Here is a 23,979-nt window from a genome sequence, read left to right as displayed (position 1 = left end):
GGGGGGCATGGCTACAGTCACGCTGACGTCCGAGAACCACGACGAGACCGTCAAGGACGGCGTCGTCCTCATCGACTTCTGGGCAGGATGGTGCGTCCCCTGCCAGCGCTTCGCGCCGATCTTCGAGCAGTCCTCGGAGGACCACGGCGATGTCACCTTCGCGAAGCTCGACACCGAGGACCAGCAGGAGCTGGCCATGCGCTACGGCGTGACCTCGATCCCGACCCTCGTGGCCTACCGCGACGGCGTGCCCGTGTTCCAGCAGGCCGGTGCGCTCCCGCAGGCGGCGCTCGAGGACCTCATCTCCCAGGTCCAGGGCCTGGACATGGATGAGGTCCGCAAGGCCTACGCCGAGGCGCAGGCCCAGCAGTCCTGACCCTCCCGCCGGCAGGCGGCCGGCGGTCCCACCACGCGGAACGGCCCCGCACCCATCGGGTGCGGGGCCGTTCTGCGTCCGTTCGGGGGCGCGACGCGTCACCCGGACCGGCGTGCGCGTCGCGCCGCGCGCTCAGCGGCCGCCGTGCCCGCGGCTGTCGCGGCGGGGACCGCCCTCACGACGCGGTCCGCCGAAGCGCCGACCACCCTCGTGGCGTCCCCCCTCACGGGAGTCGGGACGACGCGAGCCGTGCTCGCGGCGGCCGCCGGCGCGCGGGCCGCGGTCCTCGCTGATGCGCAGGGTGCGCCCGGCGATCTTCGCGTGGCCGATGCGGTCGATCTGGTCGTCCTTGAGAGACCCACGGATCTGGACCAGGGAGAACGAGCCGAAGATGTCGATCTTGCCGATCGACTTCCCGTTCAGGCCGCCCTCGCCCGTGATCGCACCGACGATCGCCGCGGGCTTCGCCCCGTGGGAGTGGCCCACGGACACGCGGTAGCTCGTGAAGCCCTTCTCGGGCTGGCCGGGCGCAGGACGGCCCTTGCCGTCCGACTCCCGATCACGGTCGGAGCCCTTGAGGTGGGCGCCGGTGAACTCCTCGTCGCCCTCGGCCTCAGCACCCGGCCCGTCGTCCCCGACGGCCGTCGCGGCGAGCACCGCGGCGAGCATCCGCGGCTCCATGCCGCTGCTCTCCAGGAACGCGTCGACCTTCTCGAGGTAGAGATCGAGCCGCCCGCGCTCGGCGCGATCGGGCACGGAGGCCAGCAGCTTCTCGGTGCGGTGGGCGGAGACGTCCCGCGGGGACGGGATCGAGATCTCCTGCAGGGTCTGGCGCGTGGTCTTCTCGATCGCGCGCAGCTTGCGGCGCTCGTGCGGGGCGACGAACGTGAGCGCCTCGCCGGTGCGGCCCGCACGGCCGGTGCGGCCGATGCGGTGGACGTAGGCCTCGGGCTCGCCGGGGACGTCGAAGTTCACGACCAGGCCGATCTTGTCGACGTCGAGGCCGCGAGCGGCGACGTCGGTCGCGACGAGGACCTGCAGCGAGCCCTCGCGCAGGCGCTCGACGATCTTCTCGCGCTCCTTCTGCGGCACGTCGCCGCTGATGGTCGCGGCGACGACGCCCCGCGAGACGAGGGCGGTGCCGACCTCCTCGGCGGCCGAACGGGTGCGCACGAAGACGATCGCCGCCTCGGCGTCGGAGGTCGCGAGCACGCGGGCGAGCGCGCCGGTCTTGTGGCGGAACGGCACGACCGCGAAGCGCTGGGAGACGTTGGTCGTGGTACTCGCCTGACGCGACACGGAGACCCGCACCGGGTCGCTCATGTGCTCCTCGGCGACCCGCTGGATCGCGGGCGGCATGGTCGCGGAGAAGAGTGCGACCTGCTTGGACTGCGGGGCGTGGGAGAGGATCTCGTCGACGTCCTCGGCGAAGCCCATGCGCAGCATCTCGTCGGCCTCGTCGAGCACCAGGTACCTCAGGGTCTCCAGGTGCAGGTTGCCGCGCTTGAGATGGTCGATCACGCGTCCCGGGGTGCCCACGACGACCTGGGTGCCGCGCGAGAGCGCGCGCTCCTGGGGTCCGTAGGGCGAGCCGCCGTACACGGAGGTCACGGAGAGACCGTCGACGTCCTGGGCGAACGTGCTGATCGCCTCGGCGACCTGCATGGCGAGCTCGCGGGTGGGGGCGAGCACGAGCGCCTGGGCCGCGCGCTCCGAGGGATCGACCGCGGTGAGCATCGGCAGGCCGAAGGCGGCCGTCTTGCCCGTGCCGGTCTGGGCCACGCCGATGACGTCGCGCCCCGCCAGCAGCTGCGGGATCGCCTCGCTCTGGATGGGGGAGGGGCTCGTGAAGCCGAGCCGGTCCACCGCACTCTGCAGCACCCGCGGGAGGTCGAGGTCCGCGAAGGTCGGCTCCGCGGGGGCGGCAGGGGCCGCAGGGGCCGACGGCGCCTCGGTCACGGACTCCGCGACCGGGCCGTTCGGCTCGTCGGTCGAGGGGGTCTCGGGTGTGGGATCTGCGGCGGAGGGGCGTGCGTCGTTCATGGTGTCCTTCGACTGCGGGGCGGGGTGGACCCGCCAGCGGTGCAGGTCGGGACAGATATCCAGGATACGGAGCGGGCGTGCCCGGGCACAGGGGCGCAGGGGGCGAGATCGCTCACCCCGCGATAGCATCGGGGCGACCGCATCCCTGAGACGAAGGACTTCTTCCGTGCTGCGCACCCATCATGCCGGTGAGCTCCGAAGCGAGCACATCGGCCAGACCGTCACCCTCACCGGCTGGATCGCCCGCCGCCGCGACCATGGAGGCGTGACGTTCCTGGATCTCCGCGACGCCAGCGGCGTCGCCCAGGTCGTCGTCCGCGAGGACGAGGCCATGCACCTGCGCAACGAGTACGTGCTGAAGGTCACCGGCGCCGTGGACCGTCGTCCCGAGGGCAATGAGAACCCCGCCCTGCCGACGGGCGAGATCGAGGTCACCGCGAGCGACGTCGAGGTGCTGAACCCCTCGGCTCCCCTCCCGTTCCAGCTCGACGACCACGCCGAGGTGGGGGAGGAGGCGCGCCTGCGCTACCGCTACCTCGACCTGCGCCGCTCGGGTCCGGCGCGCGCGCTGCGCCTGCGCTCCGACATCAATCGGGCCGCTCGCGAGACCCTCCTGGACGACGGCTTCGTCGAGATCGAGACGCCCACGCTCACGCGCTCGACCCCGGAGGGCGCGCGCGACTTCCTGGTGCCCGCGCGACTCGCCCCGGGCTCCTGGTACGCGCTGCCGCAGTCCCCGCAGCTGTTCAAGCAGCTGCTCATGGTCTCGGGGATGGAGAAGTACTTCCAGATCGCCCGCTGCTACCGCGACGAGGACTTCCGCGCCGACCGACAGCCGGAGTTCACCCAGCTCGACGTCGAGCTGAGCTTCGCGGAGCAGGAGGACGTGATCGCGCTGGCCGAGGAGCTGCTCGCGAACGTCTGGAAGGTGGCCGGGCACGACATCACCACGCCGATCCCGCGGATCACCTACGAGGAGTCGATGCGCCGCTACGGGTCGGACAAGCCGGACCTGCGCTTCGACCTCGAGATCACGGAGATGACCGAGTACTTCGCGGACACCCCCTTCCGGGTGTTCCAGTCGCCGTACGTCGGCGCGGTCGTCATGGCCGGCGGCGCCTCCCAGCCCCGCCGCCAGCTCGACGCCTGGCAGGAGTGGGCCAAGCAGCGCGGCGCCAAGGGCCTCGCGTACGTGCTCGTCCAGGAGGACGGCTCCCTCACCGGCCCCGTCTCCAAGAACATCTCCGAGGAGGAGAAGGCGGGTCTGGCGAAACAGGTCGGCGCGAAGCCGGGCGACTGCGTGTTCTTCGCCGCCGGCGAGCCGAAGTCCTCGCGCGCACTGCTGGGCGCCGCGCGCAGCGAGATCGCCGAGCGCCTGGGGCTCATCGACCACGATGCCTTCGCCTTCGTCTGGGTCGTGGACGCACCCATGTTCGAGCCCGCGAGCGAGGCGGTCGCCGCGGGCGACGTCGCCGTCGGCTCGGGCGCCTGGACGGCCGTGCACCACGCCTTCACCTCGCCCAAGCCCGAGTTCATGGACACCTTCGACACGGATCCGGGCAGCGCGCTGGCCTACGCCTACGACATCGTCTGCAACGGCAACGAGATCGGCGGGGGCTCCATCCGCATCCATCAGCAGGAGGTGCAGGAGCGCGTGTTCCGCGTGATGGGGATCGACGAGGAGCAGGCGCGCGAGAAGTTCGGCTTCCTGCTCGACGCCTTCGCCTTCGGCGCCCCGCCCCACGGCGGCATCGCCTTCGGCTGGGACCGCATCGCGGCGCTGCTGGCCGGCACCGATTCGATCCGCGACGTCATCGCCTTCCCGAAGTCCGGCGGCGGCTACGATCCGCTGACCCAGGCGCCCGCTCCGATCACCGCGCAGCAGCGCAAGGAGGCGGGGGTCGACGCGAAGCCCCGCAGCGACGGGGCGAAGGACGGAGCCGAGCCGAAGGACGGCGCCGCCGAGGACGACGGGAGCGCCCCCTCCCAGCGGGCCTGATCCCGGAGCGGCCCGCTCGGCCTGCGGAACGCACAGGGCGCCGGCACCCCTCGGGGTGCCGGCGCCCTGTGCGTCATCCGCCCGCCGGGGGCGGGGGAGCGGGAACGATCAGCGCGGGTCCTCGCCGTGGCGCACCTGCGCCCGCGGCAGGCGCCACCGGCGGATCTGCAGCGAACGCATGATGCCGTACCCCACGAGCCCCCGGCGGACCTCGCCGAAGCGCTCGGTCAGGCGCGCGCGGATCCTGCGACGCAGGATGAGCGAGTCGACCACGCACAGCAGGATCCCGCCCCACAGCACGACGAGCATGATCACACTCATGGACGTGTAGAGGCCGGGCATGACCAGCGGGAGCACGAGCGCCACGATCATCAGGACCAGGGCGACCGGGAAGAAGAACTCCGCGATGTTGCGCCGCGCGTCCACGAGATCGCGCACGAAGCTGCGGTCCCGGCCGCGGTGCTGGGCGGGCATGTTCGCCTCATCGCCCGACATCAGGGCCTGCTGGGAGCGCTGGCGCTCCTGCGCGGCCGCCTGACGATCCCGGCGCCGGGCCTCCTTGCGGTCGGTCTGGACGATGGGGCGCCGACGGGCGGCCTCGGCCTCCTTCCGCGTGCGGGTGGGGCGGCCCTTCCCGGCGGAGCCGGTGGGGGCGCCCTCGGGGGACGAGGTCACGCCGGGCACCTCCCCGTGGCTGCGGCCGCGGCGGCGCGGCGAGGGGGACGTGTCGGCATCGGACGTGTTGCGGGGACTCACCCCTCCAGTCTAGGCGGAGCGCGGCGCCGCCCCGACCATCCGCAGCGGCGCACGCCGCACGGCGGGGCGCCCGCGGCCGCCTGCGCGGCGATAGCGTGGGAGCCATGTCCCATGAACCCGCCCCCGAGGGCGACATCCCCCGCCCGTCCGATCTCCCCGCGGAACCCGAGCCCGCCGTCGGCCCCGCCCCCGCCGCGCCGCGGGAGGAGGTCGAGGGCCTGCGTGCCCGTCTCGAGAGCATCCTCCCGCGCTCGATCGAGGACCTCTCGGCCCTGGTGAGGATCCCGTCCATCGCGTTCCCCGGGTACGACCGCACCCCCGTGCACGAGAGCGCCGAGGCCGTCGCCGCGCTGCTGCGCGACGCCGGGATGCCCGAGGTGACCATCACCCACGTCGACGAGGGCGCCCCTGCCGTCATCGCCCGCCGGCCGGCCCGGGACGGCCTTCCCACCGTGCTGCTCTACGCCCACCACGACGTCCAGCCGACCGGCGACCCGCAGGCCTGGACGACCGATCCCTTCACGCCCGCGCGCGAGGGCGACCGGCTGTTCGGCCGGGGCGCGGCCGACGACAAGGCCGGCGTGATGGCCCACGTCACCGCGCTGCGTCTGGTGGGGGAGGAGCTCTCCGAGCTCGGCGTCGGGGTGACGGTGTTCGTCGAGGGCGAGGAGGAGGCCGGATCCCCGACCTTCCGGCGCTTCATCGAGGCCCACCGGGACCAGCTCGAGGCCGACGCGATCGTCGTCGCCGACTCCGCGAACTGGGCCGTCGGCACGCCCGCGCTCACCACGAGCCTGCGCGGCGTGGTCGACCTCACGGTCACCGTGCGCGTGCTCGAGCGCGCCGTCCACTCGGGCATGTTCGGAGGGCCGGTGCTGGACGCGCTCACCCAGATGGGACGTCTGGTGGCGACGCTGCACGACGAGAACGGCGACGTCGCCGTCGAGGGCCTCGTGCGCGCTGGGACCCCCGAGGTCGAGATGCCCGAGGCCGACTACCGGCGCGATGCCGGCATCCTCGAGGGCCAGCCCCTCGCGGGCACCGGGTCGATCACCTCGCGCCTGTGGTCCGCACCCGCCCTCTCGGTGATCGGCATCGACGCCCCGTCGGTGCGCGATGCCTCCAACACGCTCGTGCCCGCGGCGCGCGCCAAGATCTCGCTGCGCATCCCGCCGGGCCAGGATCCGCAGGCCGCCATGGACACGCTCGTCGCGCACCTCGAGTCCCACGCCCCGCGCGGTGCCGTCCTCGAGATCGCCCGGGGCGAGCAGGGGCGCCCCTTCCTCGCCCCCTCGGACACCCCTGCCATGCGGCTCGCGCGCTCGGCCTTCCGCGAGGCCTGGGGCACGGAGCCCGTGGACACCGGCCTCGGCGGGTCGATCCCGTTCATCGCCGACCTGCTGGAGGTGTTCCCCGGAGCGGAGGTGCTGGTCACAGGTGTCGAGGACCCCGACTCCCGCGCCCACGGCGTCGACGAGTCCCTGCACCTGGGGGAGTTCGCCAGGGTGTGCCTCGCCGAGGCGCTGCTGCTGCGCGGCGCGGCGGGGCTCGAGAGGCGACGCGGCTGAGCGGACGCGGACCCTGTGACGTGACGGACGCCGTCCCCGGTCGCGCCCGGCGAGGCGTAGCCTGGGGGCACCTGCAGTGAGGAGGAACCCAGATGACCACCACCATCGACACCGAGGCCCCCGCGCACGGCGTGACGCTCACCGGCGAGGCCGCGGCGAAGGTCACGTCCCTGCTCGAGCAGGAGGGGCGCGACGACCTGCGACTGCGCATCGCGGTGCAGCCGGGCGGATGCTCCGGCCTGATCTACCAGCTCTACTTCGACGAGCGGCTGATGGACGGTGACTCGACCGTCGGCTTCGACGGCGTCGAGGTCGTCGTCGACCGCATGAGCTCGCCGTACCTCGCGGGAGCGACGATCGACTTCGCCGACACGATCGAGAAGCAGGGCTTCACGATCGACAACCCCAACGCGGGCAGCTCGTGCGCCTGCGGGGACTCCTTCAGCTGACGTCCGCGTCGGCGCCCTGCGCGAGAGCGCAGCAGCGCGACGGGCCCGCCCTCGCTCCGCATGTGAGAGAGAGCGGGCCCGTCGGCGTCTGTGCACGTCGTCACCCCCGACGACACCGGAACCTGAATGCTGAACCGAGTCCGGGAAACACGTATGATGACGCTGTGCCGTCATGTTCGTCCCGCGTGATGCGATCAGCTGTCGCCGACGGTGAGGGTCCTGCCCCCGCCGGCCCGCTCGACGCCGCCGCGCTCGGGCCGCTCACGACGCACGTCCCCGGGTCTGCCCCGACCCGCGAAGCACCCGCCCTCCCCGCGCGTGCGACGCGCTGCCCCCAGCAGGCAGCACGCCGCGCCTCCTCCCGGAGGGCCGACGAGTGGAAGGTCATCCTGTGATCCCCCAGGCCACACAACGCCGCCGGCGCCTGCGCCGCGTGGCGGCCGTACTCGCGCCGGCGATGCTCGCGCTGTCCGGCTGCACCGCGGAGCAGAAGCGCGGCTTCCTCCCCGGTGCCGACGACGGCGTCCAGATCACCGACAAGACCGAGCGCATCACGCAGCTGTGGACCGGTTCCTGGACCGCTCTCGTGCTCGTCGGCCTGATCGTGTGGGGCCTGGCGATCTGGTGCGCGATCGCGTACCGGCGCCGGAAGGACGACACGGGCTACCCCGTGCAGCTGCGCTACCACATGCCGATCGAGATGATCTTCACGCTCGTCCCGGTCGTCATGATCATGACGCTGTTCTACTTCACCCAGCGCGACGTGGGCGAGATCGAGGACACCTCGGCGAAGCCCGACGTCACGGTGAACGTGGTCGCCAAGCAGTGGAGCTGGGACTTCAACTACGTGGACGCCGATGTCCACGAGGACGCGGGAGTGCAGTCCTTCGAGACCGGCACCCCGGGCGCCGCGGAGTCCCTGCCCGTGCTCTACCTGCCGGTGAACCAGACGGTGCGCTTCGACCTGGACTCGCGCGACGTCGTGCACTCGTTCTGGATCCCGGACTTCCTCTACAAGAAGGACATGTTCCCGGGGCACACCAACACGTTCCAGGTGACCCCCACGCGTGAGGGCACCTACGCCGGCAAGTGCGCCGAGCTCTGCGGCGAGTACCACTCGGACATGCTCTTCAACGTGAAGGTCGTCTCCCAGGAGGAGTACGACCAGCACATGAAGGACCTGCGCGACGAGGGCAACACCGGTCAGCTCTCCGTGGACCTCTCGAGGAACCTCGAGGACTGGAACATGCGCGAGAAGGACGACGCGGCCAACGGCCGCACGGGAGATGAGGTCCAGAAATGAGCACCCAGGTCCCCGCCGCGCCGGCGCGCGCGACGGCCGTTCACCAGCCCGTCCGTGAGACGTCTCTGGGCAGGAACTTCGTCCGGATCATCACCTCGACCGATCACAAGGTGATCGGCCTGATGTACCTGGCCATGGCGTTCAGCTTCTTCTGCATCGGCGGCGTGCTGGCCCTGATGATCCGCGCCGAGCTCTGGGAGCCCGGCCTGCAGGTCGTCGTCTCCAAGGACCAGTACAACCAGCTGTTCACGATGCACGGCACGATCATGCTGCTGATGTTCGCGACCCCGCTGTTCAACGGCTTCGCGAACTACTTCATGCCGCTCCAGATCGGTGCCGTCGACATGGCGTTCCCGCGCCTGAACATGTTCGCCTTCTGGATCACCCTGTTCGGCTCGCTCATCGTGCTCGCAGGCTTCCTCACCCCCCAGGGCGCAGCCTCCTTCGGATGGTTCGCCTACGCCCCGCTGTCGGACACCACGTTCACACCGGGACTCGGCGGCGACCTGTGGGTCTTCGGCCTGGGACTCCAGGGCTTCGGCACCATCCTGGGGTCGGTCAACTTCATCACCACGGTCATCTGCATGCGCATGCCCGGCATGACCATGTTCCGGATGCCGATCTTCACCTGGAACGTGCTGATCACGGCCCTCCTCGTGCTGATGGCCTTCCCGCCGCTGGCCTCCGCACTGTTCGCCCTCGGGGCGGACAGGAAGTTCGGGGCGCACATCTTCGACCCGGAGAACGGCGGAGCGGTGCTCTGGCAGCACCTGTTCTGGTTCTTCGGGCACCCCGAGGTCTACATCATCGCCCTGCCGTTCTTCGGCATCGCGACCGAGATCTTCCCGGTGTTCAGCCGCAAGCCCGTGTTCGGCTACAAGACCCTCGTGTACGCGACGATCTCCATCGCCGCCCTCTCGGTCACGGTGTGGGCGCACCACATGTACACGACCGGCGCCGTCATGCTGAACTTCTTCAGCTTCATGACCATGCTGATCGCGGTGCCGACGGGCGTGAAGTTCTTCAACTGGGTGGGCACGATGTTCCGAGGGTCGTTGACCTTCGAGACACCGATGCTGTTCTCGCTCGGCTTCCTCACGACCTTCCTCTTCGGCGGTCTGACCGGCGTGATCCTCTCCAGCCCGGCGCTGGACTTCCACCTCTCCGACACCTACTTCGTGGTCGCCCACTTCCACTACGTGGTGTTCGGGACGGTCGCCTTCGAGATGTTCGCGGGCTTCTACTTCTGGTGGCCCAAGATGTTCGGGTACAAGCTGAACGAGAAGCTCGGCAAGTTCCACTTCTGGATGTTCATGATCGGCTTCCACATGACCTTCCTCATCCAGCACTGGCTGGGCGTGGAGGGGGCTCCCCGCCGTTACGTGAACTACCTCGCCGAGGACCAGTTCGACTGGATGAACAAGCTCTCCACCGTGGGCGCCTTCATCCTCGGCGCCTCGACGCTGCCGTTCCTCCTGAACGTCGTCATCACGCACGTCCAGAAGAAGAAGATCGAGGTGGACGACCCCTGGGGCTACGGCGCCTCGCTCGAGTGGGCGACCTCGTGCCCGCCCCCGCGCCACAACTTCCACTCGCTGCCGCGCGTGCGCTCCGAGCGACCCGCTTTCGATCTGCACCACCCGGAGGTCGGCGCCCAGTCGCATCTGCTCGCGGAGGAGCCGATCAAGAACCCGAGGAGCAACTGACACATGCGCACCACTGCATTGATCTTCTGGATCCTCGCCGCGTTCTTCCTCATCGTCGGCGTGGTCTACGGCGTCTGGACCGGCGGGTACGCCCCGCTGGGCATCGAGACCGCCGGCTTCCCGGCCCTCCTCATGGCGACCCTGCTCGCGGCGATGATCGCCACGACCCTCACCTGGGCCTCCAAGCGGTTCCCGGACCGGGCCGAGGAGAACCTCGAGGCCGAGGTCTCGGACGAGGCCGGCGTGCAGGGCAGCTTCGCCCCGTACAGCTGGTGGCCCCTCTGGGCCGGGATCGGCTGCGGTCTCGCCTTCCTGGGCGTCGCGGCCGGCTGGTGGATCCTCGCGATCGGCTCGGTCTTCGTGATCGTCGGCGTCGTCGGCTGGGTCATGGAGTTCTCCCGCGGCCAGCACGCCCACTGATCACCCGGCGCTGCCCTCCGGAGGGGGCGCACTCCTCGACGGCCCGCCCACCGCACGGTGGGCGGGCCGTCGTGCTGTGCGCGTGGGATCATGGCCGCACGATCCGGGCGCACCGGAGAGCGGTGCGGCGAGCCCGGGGAACGGGGGCACAGGATGGCGCTGCGCAGACGCATGATCGGCGGCCTGCCGCGGGACGTCCGGGACGCGGGGCTCGTGGCCCTGGGCGTCTTCGCGGACGACGGGGCGCTCGACCGGGCCCGCGCGTGGGCGCGGGACGTCCTCGCGCGACGACGTCTCGACGCCGAGACGTCACCGCTGCGCGCCAGCCGGGCGCTGCGAGCGGAGGATCCCCGCCTCACGCTCGCTGCCGCGCGCTGGCTGGTCGCCCACCTCGAGGAGGACCCAGGCGGGGCTCCGGAACGGGGGTCGCGATCGGGACGGCTGCGCTGAGCCCGCGCACCCATGGGTGAGCGGGATCACATAGGCTTCGTCGTGAGGGACCGGCGGACGGTGACGTCCTCCAGGTGTCCACTGAGAACGGCCCGGTCGATCCGGGCCCGAACCGAGGAGAGCTCATGGCGAGCAACGCATCCATCCCTCAGACCGGCCAGCAGCGCGAGCGCGCCGTCGCACGCGCCCAGGACGCCGATGAGAAGCGGCAGGACCAGGAGCAGACCGCTGCTCCCCGTGGGCCCCTGCAGACCGACCGCGGCGTGACCACCGTCGAGGAGACGGTCGTCGCGAAGATCGCCGGCATGGCCGCCCGCGAGGTTCCCGGCGTCCACGACATGGGCAATGCCGTGCGCCGCGCGTTCTCGGCCGTCACCGACCGCATCCCGAACTCGCAGACCAACGTCACCGGCGGCATCGGCGTCGAGAAGGGCGAGACCCAGGCCGCGATCGACGTCACCGTCGTCGTGGAGTACGGCGCCTCCGTGGTCGAGGTCGGCAACGCGATCCGTCGCAACGTCATCGAGCAGGTCGAGAAGGCGACCGGGCTCGAGGTCATCGAGGTCAACGTCAACGTCGTCGACGTCCACCTCCCGGACGAGGACGATGAGCAGTCCGGCAGCGAGCAGCGCAGCAGCGACCTGCGCTGAACGCGCCTCCGCGCCGGGCGCTGACCTGCGCCGGGCGCAGAACCTCGGCGGGCCGGGCGTGACGTCCGGCCCGCCCCAGATCGAGGAGCACACATGAAGACATCACAATTCGCGGTGCTCGTCGGGCTCCTGCTCGGCGCCGCACTCGCCTTCGGATCGTTCGGCCAGTTCTTCCTCGTCCTCGTGTTCGGTGCCATCGGCCTCGCCGTGGGCATGGTCATCGACGGACGGATCGAGATCCGCGGGCTCACCGACCGCTGGAGGCGGTGACCGTGGCGTCCGTGCAGGAGGCGACCACATCGGGAACGGACCTCTGGTCGCAGGACGGACGGGCGGGTGATCCGCCGATCGCACCCGGGGCGGCCTCCGGCGCCGCCGGACGACCCGTGGAGTCCCGCGGCACCACCACGGTGCCCGCACGCGTCGTCGCGCGGATCGCGGAGCAGGCCGCGAGCGAGGTCCCGCACATCGGCTCATCGGCCGGGGGAGTGCTGGGCGTGGGCGCCCGCCGTGACTTCGGCACCAGGCCCTCCGTCCACTGCGATCTGTACGGCCGCACTGCCGTGCTGCGCCTCGACGTCGGCGTCGCCTTCCCCGCTCCGCTGGGCGACGTGCTCGCGCAGCTGCGCTCCCACGTGGAGCGCACGGTGAGCACCCTGACGGGCCTCGAGGTCGGGCGCATGGACGTCGAGATCTCCTGGCTGAATCCTGAGACCACGAGGAGGGCCCTGCGATGATGACGACACCTCGCCGCCTCGACCGTCGGCCCTCCCGCACGACCCCCGTCGTGCTCCTCGCCGTGGTCCTGCTCGTCCTGGGAGGGTTCGGTGTCTGGACGCTCGGCGCTCTCGTGATCGACGGCGCGTGGCCCTCATCGGCATCCTCCGCGGTCGCCGACCTCGGAGCCCTGCGACTCGACTCGACCCCGGTCCTCGTCACCGGCTGCGTGCTCGCGGTCCTGGGCCTGCTCATGGTCCTCGCCGCGATCCTCCCCGGTGGCCGATCACGCATGCACCTGCTCGAGGACGACGTCCCCGGCAGCACCGTGATCTCCCGCCGTGACCTGGCGAACCGGGTGCGCGCCCGCACCGAGAAGGTCGACGGCGTGCAGAGCACCCAGGTCGACGTCGGCCGGCGCACGGTCACGGTCCGCGCCCGCACCGTCGTCGACGAGGTCGGACCCGTCGAGTCCGGCGTGCGCGACGCCGCGCAGGCCGCCGTCGCCGAGCTCCGCCCCGACACCATGCCGAGCATCCGCGTGCGGATGCGTCGGATCGACTGAGAGGAGGACGCATGCGTTCCGTCTCCGGAGTCCGCAACAGGCTCCTGCTCGTCCTTGCGGGCATCATCGCCCTTCTCGCGGGCCTCTGGCTCGCTGCCGGTCGTCTGCACCTGGCCGGGCGCTGGCCGGGTGCCGACGCCGTGCTCCCGCACGGGGATTCCACGCCTGCCACTCTCGCGGAGGCCCACCACACGTGGATCCTCCCCCTCGCCTGCGTCCTCGCGGTGCTCGCCGTGATCGTCGGGATCTGGCTGCTCGTGCTCCAGGTGCCTCGGAGGGCTCCCGCCGTCCCGCTGAGGATCACCGCCGAGGGCAGCAGGCCCCTGGGGACCCTCGCGCCGTCCGTGCTCGAGCGGGCGCTCGCGGAGCACGTCGAGGGCATCCCCGGCGTCCTCGACGCATCCGTCCAGGTGACCGGCGCGACGTCGGCGCCGTGGGTGCAGGCTTCGGTGAGCACGAGCCAGGACGCTGAGACGGCATGGGTCGTCGCAGGCGCGCGCCGGCTGCTCGCCGATGACGTCGCCACCGTGCTCGGCGCAGCGCCTCGCCACGTGGACCTGCTCCTGGCGCTGCGCTCGGCGGCCTCGTCCACGAGGACCAGGGTCGACGAGGGGCCGGCGACCGCCACCGGCGGCCCCGGCACGATGGGGGAGGGCGCCCCCGTCCCCGCTCCCTGAGCGTCGTCGGCGCGAGCCCCCTCGGCGGTGCGCCGGCCCGACAGCGGGATCATGTCCCCAGGGCCCCGTCCGCCTCCCTGCTCCGGCAGGGAGACGGATGGGGCCCTTGTCGTGCTCCTGCAGGGGCGCGGAGCGAGGAGTGGAAGCGTTCGGTGGGGGCGGCGCCGGGCGGTGCCCGTCGCCACGCCGTCGGCTGTGCACCCCTGCATGTCGCGAGGCCGTCTGCGCAGCGCTGCGCGAGCGCGCACCGCGCAGCGCGCGGACGCGGGGCGACGCCGGGACGAGGACGGGCCCGGAACGCCATGGGCGCCGGGGACGGCACGCGAAGTCGGCGGTCGGGTCGACGTCCGACGTGGGGGACTGCGTGCGCGGCCCGGCCGAGGGGCCCGATGATCACGCCGGGGAGCGGCAGGGCCCGGGAAGCGGACAGGGTCCAGGGAAGCGACGGGCCCTGGGGGAGCGGCGCAGCCGGGACGCGAAAGGGCCCGGACGGCGATGCCGTCCGGGCCCTCTCACGTCGGGGAGCTCATGCGTCAGTGGGAACGCACGTCCGGAGTGCGGTAGTCGCCGCCGGTGAGCTCGTCGATCTTGTGGCGCTCGTGGCCGGCGTGCTCGAGGGCCTCCCGGAGCTCGGTCGGGGTGACCGGGGCCAGCTGGTCCTTGAAGAAGAACGAGGTGGCCGCGGCGCGCAGGGACGAGACGCCCTTGCCCGCCTTGAGCGGACGGTAGTCGTCGTGCTGGACCAGGACCCAGCGGTCGAACTCGTTGAGCGGCTCGTGGATCTCGATCATCTCGCCGTTCTCCATGCGGACCACCTTGGAGGTCTCCTCGCCGTGCAGGGCGAGGTCCCGCTTCTGGCGCTGCATCGCCAGGCACAGGCGCTTGGTGATGTAGAAGACGATCACCGGTGCCAGGAAGAACGCGATGCGGAACGTCCACGTCAGGTCGTTGATCGAGAGGTGGAGCTTCACCGCGATGAGGTCGTTCGTGGCGGCCATCGCGAGGATCAGGTACTCGGTGATCCAGGCGACGCCGATGCCGGTGCGGACCGGGGCGTTGTACGGCAGATCCAGGAGGTGGTGCTCGCGGTCGTCGCCCGTCACCCACGACTCGATGAACGGGTAGAGGGCGAGGAACGCCAGCAGACCGCCGTAGACCACCATCGGAAGCAGGATGTTCAGCGACACCGTGTAGCCGAAGACGGTGAACTCCCAGCCCGGGATGAGGCGCAGACCGCCGTCCGTCCAGAGCATGTACCAGTCGGGCTGCGAGCCGGCCGAGACGGGGGAGGGGTCGTACGGCCCGTAGACCCAGATCGAGTTGATCGCCGTGGTGGCCGAGATCAGCGTGATGATGCCGAACACCAGGAAGAAGAAGCCGCCGGCCTTCGCCGCATACACCGGGAACACCGGGAAGCCGACGACGTTGCGCTCGGTGCGGCCCGGGCCGGGGTACTGCGTGTGCTTGTGCAGCACCAGCATCACCATATGGATCGCGATCAGACCCAGGATGGCCGCGGGGACCAGCAGGATGTGGATCGTGAAGAACCTCGGGATGATGTCGTGCCCGGGGAACTCCCCGCCGAACAGCAGCATCGAGATGTAGGTGCCGACGATCGGGATGCCCTTCATGAGGCCGTCGACCACGCGCAGGCCGTTGCCCGAGAGGACGTCGTCCGGGAGGGAGTAGCCGGTGAAGCCGGCGACCATGCCCAGGACCATGAGGGCGAAGCCGACGAGCCAGTTGAGCTCGCGGGGCTTGCGGAACGCGCCGGTGAAGAACACGCGGAACATGTGCACGAAGATCGCGACCATGAACACGAGGCAGGACCAGTGGTGCATCTGCCGGAACAGCAGCCCGCCCTTGACCTCGAACGAGATGTGCAGCGTGGACTCGTAGGCCTTCGACACGTGGGCACCCTGCAGGGGCGCGTAGATGCCGTTGTAGACGACCTCGTCCATCGAGGGGACGAAGAACATCGTGAGGTAGGTGCCCGAGATCAGCAGGATCACGAAGCTGTAGAGCGCGACCTCGCCGAACATGAAGGACCAGTGGTCCGGGAAGACCTTGCGCCCGAGGAACCGGACCAGGCCCGCGCCGGAGACGCGGCGGTCCAGCCAGTCGCCGCCGACGGCGCCGAGCTTGAGCATGCGGCCCTCGGAGCCGGAGTCCGCGGGGGCCTCCGTGCGAGGACGGGTGGGAGTCGTGGTCGCCATCAGATCACTTGTCCTTGTGCAGGTTCCAGAAGCTGGGACCGATGGGCTCGGGGAAGTCGCCGCCGGCGACGAGGTAGCCCTCGGCGTCGACTTCGATGGGGAGCTGCGGGAGCGGGCGGTGCGCGGGGCCGAAGATCACCTTCGCGCCGTCGGTGACGTCGAACGTCGACTGGTGGCACGGGCACAGCATGTGATGCGTCTGCTGCTCGTACAGCGCGACCGGGCAGCCCACATGGGTGCAGATCTTCGAGAAGGCGAGGATGCCCTGGTACCCGTGGTCCAGGCTGTCCTGGTTCTGGCCCAGCGCAGGGTCGATGCGGATGAGCACGGCAGCCGCCTTCGCGCGCTGCTCGAGGTAGTCCTCCATGTCCTCGGTCAGGCCCTCGGGCATGACGTGGAAGATCGAGTTCATGGCGACCTCGGAGGCCTTCACCGGCGTCCCGTCGGTGTCGCGGGTGATCCGCAGACCCTTCTTCCAGAACGTGTGGTGCAGCTTGTTGCCCGGGAGGGGGCCGAAGGTCGACAGCGGCGCGAGCACCGCGATCGGCAGGGCGGTGAGCGCGGCGACCATGGCCGTCACGATCACGGGGCGACGGCCGACGCCGGACTCCTCGAGGCCGTCGGTGATGATGGACGCCGCGACCTCGCGGGTCTCGTCCGAGCCCTCGATGTGGTGACGCTCCTCGACCCATTCCTCATCGGGCATGAGGGTCTTGGCCCAGTGCACTGCGGCCGCGCCGATGAAGAACACGGCGATCGCGAGGCCGAGGCCGGTGAACAGGTTGGACCAGTGCACCGCGTGCAGCGTGCCCGGCGTGCCCAGCAGGTTCGTCCCCAGCGGCGTGAAGATGAAGTAGCTGGCGACGAACAGGACGGTGCCCAGGACGGAGAGCACGAACATCGCGGCGACCATGCGCTCGGCGCGCTTCGCGGCCCGCGGGTTCTCGTCGGCCTGGCGGTGGACGTGGGGAGGCAGCCCGGGGTTGGGGAAGCCGCCGCCCTCCTTGGGGGCGATCGTGCTCACCGAGGAGGACCGTGCCTCCGACTCGCGGTTCTCGTTCACGTGGTCGCTCACTTCGCCTTCGCCCCCAGCCACACGGCGCAGCCGACGAGGAGGGAGAGCACGATGGTCCAGGCGTACAGGCCCTCGGTCACGGGACCGAAGGAGCCCAGCGAGATGCCGCCGGGGGAGCCCTGCTCATCGAGTGCCTTGAGGTAGGCGACGACGTCGCGCTTGTCGGAGGCGGAGATGTTGTCGTCGTTGAAGACGGGCATGTTCTGCGGGCCGGTCTCCATGGCCTCGTAGATGTGCTTCGACTCGACGCCGCTGAGCGACGGCGCGAACTTGCCGCGGGTCAGGGCGCCGCCGGCGCCGGCCGCGTTGTGGCACATGGCGCAGTTCACGCGGAAGATGTTGCCGCCGTTCTCGAGGTCGGCGTCCTTCGAGTCGAGAGCCTCCTCGTCGGGGACCGACGGGCCGGGGCCGAGGGAGGCGACGTAGGCCGCGAGCTGACGAGTCTGCTCGTCGTTCATCTGCGGGGGCTTGCGCCATGCCTGCGCACCGGAGTTCTGCATCGGCATGCGGCCGGTGCCGACCTGGAAGTCGACCGCGGCGGCGCCGACGCCGATCAGCGACGGGCCGAGCGTGTTGCCCGAGTCGTCCTGCATGCCCTGCGCGTTGGTGCCGTGGCAGCTGGCGCAGTTGGCCAGGAACAGATCTTCGCCTTTGTCGACGTCGTCCTGGGTGTACGACTCGGCCTGGGCGCTGCGCGGCTGGAACGCGGCGTACAGGCCGCCGGTCGCGACGAGCGCGAGCAGCAGGATCGCGACGAACGCCAGCGGATGGTGTCGACGCGCTGCGAGTGCCTTCACGATGAGGACCTCGTTTCGGTGTGCGGGGCGGGCGGGAAGGGACCCCCGGGGCCGGGGGATCCGGAGGATCAGAAGAGGGAGGAGAAGAACTCGAAGTTCCACGGGACCGTGCCGTTGAGCAGCGGGTCCATCAGGTACACGACGAAGAACAGTCCGATCCAGACCACGTCCACGAAGTGCCAGTAGTAGGAGATGCAGATGGCGCTGATCTTCTCGTGCTGGGTGAACTCGTTCGCGGAGAACGCCCGGGCGAGGACGAACAGGAACGCGATGAGGCCGCCGATCACGTGGAGGCCGTGGAAGCCGGTGGCGAGGTAGAAGACGGAGCCGAAGGGCGAGCTGCTGAGGGAGACGCCGGCCTCGGCCAGCTCGGTGTACTCGAAGGCCTGCCCGGATACGAAGATCGCGCCCATGAGGAAGGTCAGGGTGTACCACTCGATGACGCCCCACCCGGCGATGTTGAAGATCGAGCCGGTGCGCCCCTTGCGGGACTCGCCCTTGGCCCACGGCAGCACGCCCTCGGCGGCCATGACGCCGATCTGGCAGGTCACGGAGCTCAGCACCAGGATGATCGTGTTGGCGATCGCGAAGTCGTGGGTGAAGTGCTCCTCGCCCGCGACGAACGTCTCCGGGACCATCGCGTGCAGAGTGAAGTACATCGCGAAGAGGCCGGCGAAGAACATCAGCTCGCTGGAGAGCCAGACGAGCGTGCCGATCTGCGTGGAGTTCGGGCGGCCGACTGCGGGGGCAGGGCCTGTGCGCTGGGGCAGAGTCGCAGTAGTCACGTCACCATTATGCCGTGTCGTCAGATTCGATGCCCCGGGTACACGGCCGACCTGGGGAACCGCTGGGGCGCGAGGCCCTGACGGACCCCGCCAGCATAACCCTCACGACACGCTGTCACGAACCTGGACACGCTCTGTGGCGAGGGCCTCTCAGCTGGGGATCCTGACATCCGGGCGCATGCGCACGAGCGCGCCCGGGATGGGATGATCGGCACATGTCCGCCACCGCATCCGCGCCCTCCCCGACCTGGGCGTCCCTGACCGCCCGACTGGTCCGCCACGAGGATCTCGACGCCGCGCAGGCGGCCTGGGCGATGGACGAGGTCATGTCCGGCAACGCGTCCGCGGTCCAGCTCGCCGGCTTCCTGGTCGCGCTCGAGTCGAAGGGCGTGACGAGCGTCGAGCTCGGGGCGCTGGCGGACACGATGGTCGCGCACGCGCGGGAGCTCGACGTGGACCGTCGGGCGGTCGACATCGTCGGCACCGGAGGGGACCTCGCCCATACGGTGAACATCTCCACGATGGCCTCCGTGATCATCGCCGCGAGCGGGCGGCGCGTGGTCAAGCACGGCAACCGCGCCTCGACCTCCCGATCGGGATCGGCCGACGTGCTCGACGCCCTCGGCGTCCGGCTCGACCTGCCGGCCGAGCGCTCCGCGCAGCTGCTCGACGAGCTCGGGATCGCGTTCCTCTTCGCGCAGGTCTTCCACCCCTCGATGCGGTTCGGTGCGGAGGCGCGCAAGGGACTCGGCATCCCGACGGTGTTCAACGTGCTCGGCCCGATCACGAACCCCGGGAAGCCCCTGGCGAGCGCGGTCGGCGTCGCGAGCTCCGTGATGGCGCCGGTCGTGGCCGGGGTCTTCGCAGGGCGCGGCACGAGCGCACTGGTGTTCCGCGGCCAGGACGGCCTCGACGAGCTGACCGTGGGGGCGCCCTCGGACGTCTGGGAGGTGCGAGGCGGGGGCGTTCACGAGCACGTGCTGGATCCGGAGGCGCTGCTCGGCATCCCCCGTCATGGGGCCGAGGCCCTGCGCGGCGGCTCCGCCGAGGAGAACGCTCAGGTGGCTCGCGACCTCTACGCGGGGGAGGGGACTGCAGCCGTGCGGGACGCGGTGCTCCTCAACGCCGCCGCCGGACTGCTCGCGCACGACGGCATTGGCGCGGGATCCGCGACCGCGGGTGAGCACGCGACCTTCGAGGACCGCTTCGGACGGGCCTTCGAGGAGGCCAGCGCCGTGCTCGACTCCGGAGCTCCTGCCCGACTGCTCGAGGCCTGGGCGCAGACCACGCAGCGCCTGGTCGGCGAGAAGCGGTAGCGCAGCTCGGGACGCAGACCGGCGGCGGGCGGCCTCAGCCGTCGGAGCCGAGGTCGAAGGCGACCTCGAGGTCCTGGCTGGAGTAGGTGCGGAAGGCGATGTTCGTGGAGGTGTCCACGACGCCGTCGATCTTGCTGATGCGGTCGGCGATGACGCCGGCGAGGTCCTCGTGCTCGCGCACGCGCACGATCGCGATGAGATCCACGTCGCCCGTGACCGAGTAGACGTGGTCGACGCCGGGGACGGCGGTGATCTCCTGGGCGGCCTCTGGGATGCGGTCGCTGCGGGCGATGATCGAGACGATCGCGGTGATCATGCTGTCCTCCAGGGTGTCGGCCGGGTCTCTGCACGGGTGCGTGCCCAGCCTAGTCGGCGGTCGTGAAGGCCGCCTGCAGCGTCTGCGGATCGAACCGGGCGCGCAGGGGCACCGCCCAGGTCCCCTCGACGGCGACGATGCGCATCCCCTCGCCCTCGAGCCAGTGGAGCAGCAGCTCGGACTCCTGATGATGGCCGTGGCACAGCGGCCCCGAAGGGAGCTCGTCGAGGGGGATCCCGGCGCCGCGCCGCGCGAGCTCGCGCGCAACCGGCACCGGATCCGCCCCGCGGGGCACGATCGCGGTGCCCGCATGGCGACCCGCGCGCACCGCCAGCAGCTCCCATGCGCCGGCGGGATGGCGGCGCGCCTCGGCGGGTCGCGCGGCGACGAGCATCGGGCAGGCCGCGAGCGCGCGCAGCTGCTGGGCGCGCCGGGCAGCGGCGAGGAAGGCCTCGGCCTGCCCCTTGATCCTCGCGGCGTCCTCGAAGCGATGCGCTCCGACGTGCGCGCGCATCCGCGCCGCGGCGTGCTGGATCACCGGTGCGGGGTCCTCGAGCATCGCCCGTCGGATCCGTGCATGGGGCTCGGGATCCAGGCGACGCCCCGCTCCGGTCGCGCCGGAGCCGCCCGCGCCCTCGAGGGAGGCGCCGCGGCCCATCACCGCGTCCGTGAGCAGGGCGCGCAGCGGCTCCACGTCATGGCGCGAGCGCAGCGGACCGATCTGCGCCGAGCCGTCGTCCTCGCTCCGTGCGATGCGGGCCGCGCGCAGACCGTCGGCCCCCGGGCCCAGGCGCAGCCAGAGCGCCTTCTCCGGCTTCAGGCCCTGGCGGTTGGCGGGCGGCTGCTCGCGAGCGATGATCCGCAGCTCGCGCACGGACGCCTCCAGACGGGAGGCGCACTCGATGGTGCGGATCTCGTGGAGCCGCGGCAGCACGTCGAGGACGCGGCGGCGGGTCTCCGAGGCGCTGAAGTAGGTGCGCACCCGCGAGCGGAGGTCGTGCGAGGTGCCGACGTACAGCACACCGCCCTCGCGGTCGACGAACTGGTAGACGCCCGGCACCGGCGGCACGGTGTCGGCGAGGTGGCGCTTGCGGGCCTGGGCGGGAGAGACCTTCCGATGGGCCGAGGCGAGGTCCTCGACCGTGCGCGCTCCGCGATCGCCCAGTCGGGCGATGATCGCGTGCAGCACGTCGACCGTGGCGCGCGCGTCGGACAGGGCCCTGTGGTCCGGCGTCACCTGGGCTCCCACGTGCGCGGCGAGAGTGCCGAGCTTGTGGTCGCGCACCTCGTCGCGCTTGAAGACGCTGCGAGCGAGGGCCAGGGTGTCCAGGACGGGAGGGGAGGGCCAGGTGATCTCGAGCCGAGCCGCCTGGGAGCGCAGGAAGCCGACGTCGAAGCGGGCGTTGTGGGCGACCAGCACCGCGTCGTGCGCGAAGTCCAGGAACATCGGGAGCACCGCCTCGATGCGCGGCGCCCCGCGCACGGTCGCGTCCGAGATGCCGGTGAGGGAGGCGATGTAGGCGGGGATCGGGCGCTGGGGGTCCACGAAGCTGCGGAACTCGCCGAGCACCTCCCCGCCGCGCACCTTGACCGCGCCGATCTCCGTGATCGCGTCCTGCGACGGATCGGTGCCCGTGGTCTCGAGGTCCACGACCACCATCTCGGCCTCCTCGAGCGGAGTGCCGAGATCGGCGAAGCTCAGCTGCCGGCGGCGGCCGGAGCGCAGGGGAGCGGTCATGGTCGAAGACTAGGACGAGGGGCGGACATCCGGGGCGGCGCCTCCGTCAGGGGAGCGGCGGGGTGCGGGGCCCGCGCCCCGACCTGCTCCGGGCCGTGGCCGGGACCGGACGGCGGCCGAAGGCCGTCGGCCGACGGCTGACGGCCGACGTATCCCTGGCCTCAGCTCTTCTTCGGGCGGGAGTAGATGGTCTCGATGAGGTCCGCGTAGTCCTTGGTGACGACGTTGCGCTTGAGCTTGAGGGACGGGGTGAGGTAGCCGTTCTCCTCGGTGAAGTCGGTGTCGATCACCTCGAAGACGCGGATCGACTCGGCGCGGGACACCGAGGTGTTCGCGGCGTCGACCGCCTCCTGCAGAGCCGCGCGGACGGTGTCGTCCTTCGCGGCCTCGGCGATCGTCATCTCGGGCAGGCCCTGGTTCTTCAGCCAGGTGGGCAGCATCTCCTCGTCGAGCGTGAGGATCGCGGCGACGAACGGCTTCTGGTCGCCCACGACGATGCACTGGCTGATGAGCGGATGCGCGCGCAGTGCGTCCTCGAGCGGGGCGGGGGAGACGTTCTTCCCGCCGGCGGTGACCAGCAGCTCCTTGGTGCGGCCGATGATCGTGATCGAGCCGTCGTCGTCCAGGGAGGCGAGGTCGCCGGTGCGGAACCAGCCGTCCTCGAAAGCGGCACGGGTCGCCTCGGGGTTCCCGTGGTAGCCGCGGAAGACCATGACCCCCTTCACGAGCAGCTCGCCGTTGTCGGCGATCGCGACGGTCCCTCCGGGCAGCGGCGGGCCGACGGTGCCCGGCTTGACGTCCCAGGGCAGGTTCACGGCCACGGGCGCCGTGGTCTCGGTGAGCCCGTACCCCTCGAGGATCGTCACGCCGATGCCGCGGAAGAAGTGCGCGAGACGGTCGCCCAGCGGTGCGCCGCCGGAGACGGACCAGCGCACGTGTCCGCCCATGGCCCCCCGCAGCGTCCGGTACAGCACGAGGTCGAAGAGCGTGTGCTTCGCGCGCAGTGCGAGAGGCACCCGGCCCGCGCTCAGCGCCTTCGAATAGGCCACCGCGGTGTCGGCGCCAGCGGCGAAGATCTTCCCCTTGCCCCCTGTGATCGCCTTCTGCTCGGCGCCGTTGTAGACCTTCTCGAAGACCCGAGGCACGGCCAGCAGGAAGGTGGGCCGGAAGGCGGCGAGGTCCGGCAGCAGGTTCTTGGTGTCCGGGGTGAAGGCGGTGGTCGCCCCCGCGAGAGTCTGGGTGACGTGCAGGAGCCGCGCGAAGACGTGCGCGAGGGGGAGGAACATGAGGGCTCGGGATGCCGACGGCAGCACCTCGTCCCCCAGGAAGTCGACGGCGCTGCGCGCCGTGTCCACGAAGTTGCCGTGCGTGAGCTCGACACCCTTGGGACGTCCCGTCGTGCCCGAGGTGTAGATGAGCGTCGCGACGTCGGCCAGGCGCCGCGATGTCCTGCGCTCCTCGAGGTCCGCGTCGCTGACTCCCGAGCCGCCGTCGGCGATCGTCGTGAGGTCGCCGTCGTCGATCACCCAGATCTTCTCCAGGTCCGGCAGCTCGCCCCGCACCGACTCGAGGTCCTCGCGGTGGCGGGAGGACTCGACGACCGCGAAGCGCGCCCCGGAGTCGCTCGCGATCCACTGCACCTGCGAGGGGGAGGAGGTCTCGTAGATCGCGACGGAGACGGCACCGGAGAACCACAGCGCCCAATCCACGAGCACCCAGTCGAAGCTCGTGCGGGCCATGATCGCGACGACGTCGCCCGGCTTCACCCCCGCAGCGATGAAGCCCTTGGCCAGTGCCTGCACCTGCAGCAGGAAATCGGTGGAGGAGAGCGGACGGAAGGGCCCATCGCCCTCGCGCAGCTCGAAGATCGGGGTGCCGGAGTGGCGAGCGTGGCGCTCCAGCAGCAGATCCGTGGTGTTCTCGTCCTCGCGGCTGCGGTGATTGGCCGGGGTGCCGTACTGCTTCACGGAGGCTCCTTCGATCGGGACCCCGTGGGGCGGTCCCGGACGTTCTCGTCGGCGGACCCATCTGCGCATCGGCCGCGTCGCCGGCGCTCT

23 protein-coding genes are annotated in these 23,979 nt (G+C 71.1%); 14 read left to right on the top strand and 9 right to left on the bottom strand.

The window, feature by feature from the left end; genetic code table 11:
• Positions 1 to 7 precede the first annotated feature (7 nt).
• Positions 8 to 376 carry a thioredoxin gene (gene trxA, locus FHG10_RS09920; RefSeq protein WP_152353135.1) on the top strand — a complete coding sequence of 123 codons (369 nt, stop codon included), beginning with the start codon at positions 8 to 10 and terminating at the stop codon, positions 374 to 376.
• 132 nt (positions 377 to 508) lie between these two features.
• Here trxA and FHG10_RS09915 read toward each other — a convergent pair whose 3' ends face one another.
• The gene (locus FHG10_RS09915) at positions 509 to 2,419 is read right to left on the bottom strand and encodes a DEAD/DEAH box helicase (RefSeq protein ID WP_152353134.1); all 1,911 of its coding nucleotides are present in this window, start codon (positions 2,417 to 2,419) and stop codon (positions 509 to 511) included.
• A gap of 166 nt (positions 2,420 to 2,585) precedes the next feature.
• On the opposite strand from FHG10_RS09915, the gene aspS reads away from it, so the two are divergent.
• Positions 2,586 to 4,418 (top strand): aspartate--tRNA ligase, encoded by a 1,833-nt coding sequence (gene aspS, locus FHG10_RS09910; RefSeq protein WP_152353133.1) that lies wholly within the window; start codon positions 2,586 to 2,588, stop codon positions 4,416 to 4,418.
• Positions 4,419 to 4,526: 108 nt separating this feature from the next.
• On the opposite strand, the gene FHG10_RS09905 is transcribed toward aspS, so the two are convergent.
• Entirely contained in the window at positions 4,527 to 5,174 is a 648-nt protein-coding gene (locus FHG10_RS09905) for a DUF3043 domain-containing protein (RefSeq protein WP_227488161.1), read from the bottom strand.
• A gap of 104 nt (positions 5,175 to 5,278) precedes the next feature.
• Between FHG10_RS09905 and FHG10_RS09900 the strand changes: the two genes are divergently transcribed.
• The 11 genes from FHG10_RS09900 to FHG10_RS09855 all read left to right on the top strand — a co-directional run bounded on the left by FHG10_RS09900 (position 5,279) and on the right by FHG10_RS09855 (position 13,679).
• A complete protein-coding gene (locus FHG10_RS09900; protein WP_152353132.1) occupies positions 5,279 to 6,742 on the top strand; it encodes a dipeptidase in 1,464 nt (487 codons plus the stop codon).
• A 92-nt stretch (positions 6,743 to 6,834) separates the two neighbouring features.
• Complete coding sequence (gene erpA, locus FHG10_RS09895; protein WP_152353131.1) at positions 6,835 to 7,191, top strand: iron-sulfur cluster insertion protein ErpA; 357 nt, start codon at positions 6,835 to 6,837, stop codon at positions 7,189 to 7,191.
• A gap of 391 nt (positions 7,192 to 7,582) precedes the next feature.
• On the top strand, positions 7,583 to 8,494 hold the full coding sequence (gene ctaC, locus FHG10_RS09890; RefSeq protein ID WP_152353130.1) for an aa3-type cytochrome oxidase subunit II: 912 nt from the start codon (positions 7,583 to 7,585) through the stop codon (positions 8,492 to 8,494).
• Positions 8,491 to 10,200 carry an aa3-type cytochrome oxidase subunit I gene (ctaD, locus tag FHG10_RS09885; RefSeq protein WP_152353129.1) on the top strand — a complete coding sequence of 570 codons (1,710 nt, stop codon included), beginning with the start codon at positions 8,491 to 8,493 and terminating at the stop codon, positions 10,198 to 10,200. Before ctaC ends, ctaD begins: the two co-directional genes overlap by 4 nt.
• A 3-nt stretch (positions 10,201 to 10,203) precedes the next feature.
• Positions 10,204 to 10,620 carry an aa3-type cytochrome oxidase subunit IV gene (gene ctaF, locus FHG10_RS09880; RefSeq protein WP_152353128.1) on the top strand — a complete coding sequence of 139 codons (417 nt, stop codon included), beginning with the start codon at positions 10,204 to 10,206 and terminating at the stop codon, positions 10,618 to 10,620.
• 153 nt (positions 10,621 to 10,773) lie between these two features.
• On the top strand, positions 10,774 to 11,070 hold the full coding sequence (locus tag FHG10_RS09875) for a hypothetical protein (protein ID WP_152353127.1): 297 nt from the start codon (positions 10,774 to 10,776) through the stop codon (positions 11,068 to 11,070).
• Positions 11,071 to 11,195: 125 nt separating this feature from the next.
• Entirely contained in the window at positions 11,196 to 11,720 is a 525-nt protein-coding gene (locus FHG10_RS09870) for an Asp23/Gls24 family envelope stress response protein (protein ID WP_152353126.1), read from the top strand.
• A 93-nt stretch (positions 11,721 to 11,813) separates the two neighbouring features.
• A complete protein-coding gene (locus FHG10_RS17935) occupies positions 11,814 to 11,990 on the top strand; it encodes a hypothetical protein (RefSeq protein WP_193636253.1) in 177 nt (58 codons plus the stop codon).
• Positions 11,991 to 11,992: 2 nt separating this feature from the next.
• A complete protein-coding gene (locus FHG10_RS09865; protein WP_227488160.1) occupies positions 11,993 to 12,457 on the top strand; it encodes an Asp23/Gls24 family envelope stress response protein in 465 nt (154 codons plus the stop codon).
• Positions 12,454 to 13,002 carry a DUF6286 domain-containing protein gene (locus FHG10_RS09860; protein WP_152353125.1) on the top strand — a complete coding sequence of 183 codons (549 nt, stop codon included), beginning with the start codon at positions 12,454 to 12,456 and terminating at the stop codon, positions 13,000 to 13,002. Before FHG10_RS09865 ends, FHG10_RS09860 begins: the two co-directional genes overlap by 4 nt.
• 11 nt (positions 13,003 to 13,013) lie before the next feature.
• Positions 13,014 to 13,679, top strand: coding sequence for a hypothetical protein (locus FHG10_RS09855; RefSeq protein ID WP_152353124.1), 666 nt, complete (start codon positions 13,014 to 13,016; stop codon positions 13,677 to 13,679).
• 533 nt (positions 13,680 to 14,212) lie between these two features.
• On the opposite strand, the gene qcrB is transcribed toward FHG10_RS09855, so the two are convergent.
• From qcrB to ctaE, 4 genes are all read right to left on the bottom strand, one after another.
• Positions 14,213 to 15,895, bottom strand: coding sequence for a cytochrome bc1 complex cytochrome b subunit (qcrB, locus tag FHG10_RS09850; RefSeq protein WP_152353123.1), 1,683 nt, complete (start codon positions 15,893 to 15,895; stop codon positions 14,213 to 14,215).
• A 4-nt stretch (positions 15,896 to 15,899) separates the two neighbouring features.
• On the bottom strand, positions 15,900 to 16,970 hold the full coding sequence (qcrA, locus tag FHG10_RS09845; protein WP_152353122.1) for a cytochrome bc1 complex Rieske iron-sulfur subunit: 1,071 nt from the start codon (positions 16,968 to 16,970) through the stop codon (positions 15,900 to 15,902).
• On the bottom strand, positions 16,967 to 17,767 hold the full coding sequence (qcrC, locus tag FHG10_RS09840; RefSeq protein WP_152353121.1) for a cytochrome bc1 complex diheme cytochrome c subunit: 801 nt from the start codon (positions 17,765 to 17,767) through the stop codon (positions 16,967 to 16,969). The genes qcrA and qcrC overlap by 4 nt, the downstream gene beginning before the upstream one ends.
• A gap of 68 nt (positions 17,768 to 17,835) precedes the next feature.
• On the bottom strand, positions 17,836 to 18,552 hold the full coding sequence (gene ctaE / locus FHG10_RS09835) for an aa3-type cytochrome oxidase subunit III (RefSeq protein WP_152353120.1): 717 nt from the start codon (positions 18,550 to 18,552) through the stop codon (positions 17,836 to 17,838).
• Positions 18,553 to 18,767: 215 nt separating this feature from the next.
• On the opposite strand from ctaE, the gene trpD reads away from it, so the two are divergent.
• Positions 18,768 to 19,868 carry an anthranilate phosphoribosyltransferase gene (gene trpD, locus FHG10_RS09830; RefSeq protein ID WP_152353119.1) on the top strand — a complete coding sequence of 367 codons (1,101 nt, stop codon included), beginning with the start codon at positions 18,768 to 18,770 and terminating at the stop codon, positions 19,866 to 19,868.
• 34 nt (positions 19,869 to 19,902) lie between these two features.
• Here trpD and FHG10_RS09825 read toward each other — a convergent pair whose 3' ends face one another.
• From FHG10_RS09825 to FHG10_RS09815, 3 genes are all read right to left on the bottom strand, one after another.
• Complete coding sequence (locus FHG10_RS09825) at positions 19,903 to 20,184, bottom strand: Lrp/AsnC family transcriptional regulator (protein ID WP_152353118.1); 282 nt, start codon at positions 20,182 to 20,184, stop codon at positions 19,903 to 19,905.
• A 49-nt stretch (positions 20,185 to 20,233) separates the two neighbouring features.
• Positions 20,234 to 21,922: a DEDD exonuclease domain-containing protein gene (locus tag FHG10_RS09820; RefSeq protein ID WP_152353117.1), complete on the bottom strand. Its 1,689-nt coding sequence runs from the start codon at positions 21,920 to 21,922 to the stop codon at positions 20,234 to 20,236.
• 161 nt (positions 21,923 to 22,083) lie between these two features.
• Positions 22,084 to 23,889 (bottom strand): AMP-dependent synthetase/ligase, encoded by a 1,806-nt coding sequence (locus FHG10_RS09815; RefSeq protein ID WP_152353116.1) that lies wholly within the window; start codon positions 23,887 to 23,889, stop codon positions 22,084 to 22,086.
• Positions 23,890 to 23,979 lie beyond the last annotated feature (90 nt).

Origin of the sequence: Brachybacterium subflavum (genome assembly GCF_009299795.1) — a bacterium.
Lineage (GTDB): Bacteria > Actinomycetota > Actinomycetes > Actinomycetales > Dermabacteraceae > Brachybacterium > Brachybacterium subflavum.
This window is presented reverse-complemented; position numbering and strand designations above follow the sequence as displayed.